Origin of the sequence: Streptococcus sp. Marseille-P7376 (genome assembly GCF_902460385.1) — a bacterium.
Classification (GTDB): Bacteria; Bacillota; Bacilli; order Lactobacillales; family Streptococcaceae; genus Streptococcus; species Streptococcus sinensis.
On record NZ_CABPTS010000042.1, the window covers coordinates 1 to 3,175 of the forward strand.

4 protein-coding genes are annotated in these 3,175 nt (G+C 44.9%); 2 read left to right on the forward strand and 2 right to left on the reverse strand.

The annotated features are described in order from the left end of the window. Positions 1 to 192: 192 nt before the first annotated feature. A complete protein-coding gene (gene hslO, locus FZ952_RS11385) occupies positions 193 to 1,065 on the forward strand; it encodes an Hsp33 family molecular chaperone HslO (protein ID WP_148881740.1) in 873 nt (290 codons plus the stop codon). After that, a complete protein-coding gene (dusB, locus tag FZ952_RS11390) occupies positions 1,052 to 2,029 on the forward strand; it encodes a tRNA dihydrouridine synthase DusB (RefSeq protein ID WP_148881741.1) in 978 nt (325 codons plus the stop codon). The genes hslO and dusB overlap by 14 nt, the downstream gene beginning before the upstream one ends. Before the next feature lie 39 nt (positions 2,030 to 2,068). On the opposite strand, the gene FZ952_RS11395 is transcribed toward dusB, so the two are convergent. Continuing rightward, the gene (locus FZ952_RS11395) at positions 2,069 to 2,743 is read right to left on the reverse strand and encodes a DUF6287 domain-containing protein (protein ID WP_062201312.1); all 675 of its coding nucleotides are present in this window, start codon (positions 2,741 to 2,743) and stop codon (positions 2,069 to 2,071) included. Positions 2,744 to 3,000: 257 nt separating this feature from the next. After that, a partial coding sequence (locus tag FZ952_RS11400) for a transposase (RefSeq protein WP_148880494.1) occupies positions 3,001 to 3,175 on the reverse strand: 175 nt, incomplete at its 5' end.

A 3,175-nucleotide genomic window follows, 5' to 3' on the forward strand; every position in this document is an offset into this window, starting at 1 on the left:
GGTAGCGGATGTTTTGTGGTATACTATTCATGAGAAGACTCCTTTTTTTGATGGTTGTGTCAGAACTAATCCTATCAAGGTTTCTTCTTTTTTGGTACTCAGGTCTCACATCTATTGTAACGCTACAAAATCTAAAACAAAAACAAGCACAGACGCGCGCTTGTTTTTCTATTTTGTGTTAAAATAAAAGGTATGGACAAAATTATCAAAACTATCTCAGAAAATGGTTCTTTCCGAGCTTATGTGCTGGATAGCACAGAGACGGTTCGGACCGCTCAAGAAAAACATCAAACTCAAGCAAGCTCTACCGTTGCACTTGGCCGCACACTAATTGCCAGTCAAATTTTAGCTGCAAATGAAAAAGGCCAGACCAAGATTACCGTCAAGGTCCTTGGGACCAGCTCGCTAGGTGCAATCATCACTGTGGCAGATACCGAGGGCAATGTCAAGGGCTATGTGCAAAATCCCGGTGTGGATATTAAAAAGACAGCCACTGGCGAAGTTCTGGTTGGCCCTTTTGTCGGCTCTGGTCAATTTTTGGTTATCACGGACTACGGCACTGGCAATCCCTATAATTCTATGACGCCACTCATCTCTAGTGAAATCGGCGAAGACCTAGCCTTCTATCTGACTGAAAGCCAGCAAACTCCTTCTGCCGTTGGCCTCAATGTGCTCTTGGATGAGAACGATAAAGTCAAGGTTGCTGGCGGTTTCTTGGTGCAAGCTCTGCCTGGTGCTAAGGAAGATGATATCGCCCGCTTCGAGAAGCGGATTCAAGACATGCCTGCCATATCGAAGCTGTTAGAATCCGATGACCATATCGAAGCTCTACTGGCTGCCATCTATGGAGATGAGCCTTACAAACGCCTGTCTGAAGAGGAAATTCGCTTCCAGTGTGATTGCAGTAAAGAGCGCTTCATGAATGCTTTGGCCAGCCTTCCAAAGACAGACTTAGAAGAGATGCGTGACCAAGACCAAGGGGCTGAAATCATCTGCCAATTCTGCCAGACAGCCTATCACTTTGACCAAAATGACCTGGAGGAACTGATTCGTGACAAATCTTAATACCCCTTTTATGATTGGAAATGTTGAAATTCCCAATCGTACAGTTCTGGCGCCCATGGCTGGTGTAACCAACTCTGCTTTCCGAACCATTGCAAAAGAGCTGGGAGCAGGTCTCGTCGTTATGGAAATGGTCTCTGACAAGGGCATCCAGTATAACAACGAGAAAACCCTCCATATGCTTCACATTGATGAGGGTGAAAATCCAGTTTCTATCCAGCTTTTCGGCAGTGACGAAGACAGTCTAGCCCGCGCCGCAGAATTTATTCAGGAAAACACCAAGACAGATATCGTTGATATCAACATGGGCTGCCCGGTCAATAAAATCGTTAAAAACGAAGCTGGTGCTATGTGGCTCAAGGATCCTGAAAAAATCTATAAAATCATTAACAAGGTCCAGTCAGTATTGGATATTCCCCTGACAGTCAAGATGCGGACTGGTTGGTCTGACAATTCTCTGGCTGTAGAAAATGCTCTAGCCGCCGAAGCGGCTGGCGTTTCAGCCTTGGCTATGCACGGCCGTACGCGTGAACAGATGTATACCGGTCATGCCGACCTTGAGACCTTGCACAACGTAGCTCATGCCTTGACCAAGATTCCTTTCATCGCCAACGGTGATATCCGCAGTGTGCAAGACGCCAAGCAGCGTATCGAGGAAGTCGGAGCAGACGCTGTCATGGTAGGCCGAGCAGCTATGGGAAATCCCTACCTCTTTAGCCAAATCAACCACTACTTTGAAACAGGCGAAGTATTACCCGACTTGACCTTTGAGGACAAGATGACGATTGCCTACGAGCATCTCAAACGTTTGATTGACCTTAAAGGAGAGCGCATCGCTGTCCGAGAATTTCGTGGTCTAGCGCCACACTACCTTCGTGGTACATCTGGAGCAGCTAAGCTCCGAGGCGCTATTTCTCAGGCTGAAAGTCTAGCTGAAATTGAAGAACTCTTGCAAATTCAAAAATAAAAACAAAAGGAAGCCATTTGGACTTCCTTTTCATTATATTTAGTGCTGAGATACCACAACGCTTGTTACTGATCCATCTGCTCCTGTTGTAATCTGCAGATTGGCATTTCCTTGTCCACTTAACTGAGCATTGTATTTTCCGTCATCCAGAGTATAAGAGTAGGACGCAATGGAGTAATTACCAGTCTTTCCATCAGCAGACTGGACTGTAAACTGGCCGTTGCCTGAAACGGTCACCGTGTTTCCGTTGGCATCTTTCCAAGTACCAGCTGCTGCTGAGAAATCTCCATCTACCATGGTCAGAACTCCCTTGTAACGAGCGTTACTTTCTGCCTGTTTATTCTGAAGTTGGCGGTTACTTTCTGGTGCTTGGACTGGCTGAGTCTGTTGAGGCTGAATGCTTTGTCGGCCTGAAGCCTGCTGAGACTGGACTTGTTGGGGCTGACTTACCTCGACAGCTGGCTGTTCCTGACTCGCAGGGATTTCAGCTTGGCCAGACTGGCCAACTGCTACTGCTGAGGAAGCGCTACTGCTAATCTTAGGGGCACTGCTGATCTTGCTAGATGATGCAGTTTTCGAGCTAGAAGAGGCCTGAACGGTCTTGCTAGAGCTAGTACTTATAGTGCTTTCTTCTTTCTTACCACATGCTCCTAAAAGCAAACTGGAAGCCAGAACCGCAACAGTCATTAATTTTCTATAAGTCCTTGTTTTCATCTTTGTTCTCCTTGTAATAATTTGAAATCCTTTTGTAATGTTATTGTAACATTCGAGGTTTGCTTTGTCAATTATTTAGATAAGAATGTTCCAAATCTTTTCATCTATGCCGAATCACTTCCTTTCAACTTTCTATTCTTGGCATGGTTGATAGGCTTCTACTTATATATTCGTAATTAAAAACGAAAAGAGTCTGAGACAAAATAGTTCTCAGTCACAAAAAAGCTAGAGATTCCCAATTATGGAACTCTAGCTTTTTAAATTTGAACCGTTCTCTTATTGTATTTAAGGAGATTATTGGCCATGAGCACTAAACCCATGTCAATTTTCACCTGACGCTTGCCTCTTAGGTTACATCTCTTGTAACCCAAATAAGCCTTTATCTGCCCAAAGACAGGTTCCACATCAATCTTACGTTGATCGAAAATCTGT